This is a genomic window from Campylobacter sp. RM9331 (genome assembly GCF_020137685.1).
In the GTDB taxonomy this organism is placed as follows: domain Bacteria; phylum Campylobacterota; class Campylobacteria; order Campylobacterales; family Campylobacteraceae; genus Campylobacter_E.
This window is the reverse complement of sequence record NZ_JACGBA010000076.1, coordinates 1-262: the sequence shown is the minus strand read 5'-3', so window position 1 is coordinate 262 and position 262 is coordinate 1. Positions and strand designations below refer to the sequence as shown.

At 27.1% G+C, this 262-nt stretch carries 1 protein-coding gene; it reads left to right on the top strand.

What is annotated here, in order from left to right; all coding sequences use genetic code 11:
- Positions 1–31: 31 nt before the first annotated feature.
- The coding region (locus AVBRAN9331_RS09835) for a hypothetical protein (RefSeq protein ID WP_336612942.1) at positions 32–262 on the top strand (231 nt) is incomplete at its 3' end.

Here is a 262-nt window from a genome sequence, read left to right as displayed (position 1 = left end):
AAATAATCAAAAAACAAGGCTTCTAAGTGATATGGATAAAATAATAGGCGCTGAATACAAAGCTACATTAATACCTAGAATATCTAAGTCTTTTTTAAGAGCGATTACTAAAACAATGATTAGTGTAAAAGCTAATAAAGAGAATTTATATTCTGGCATAGGTGTTGATTTGGTAAATAATTTATTAAACCATTCTGATATTAGATACTTTATAGGTTTACCTAAAAACTATCAAGCAATTAGAATTGCAAATAGTGGAAGC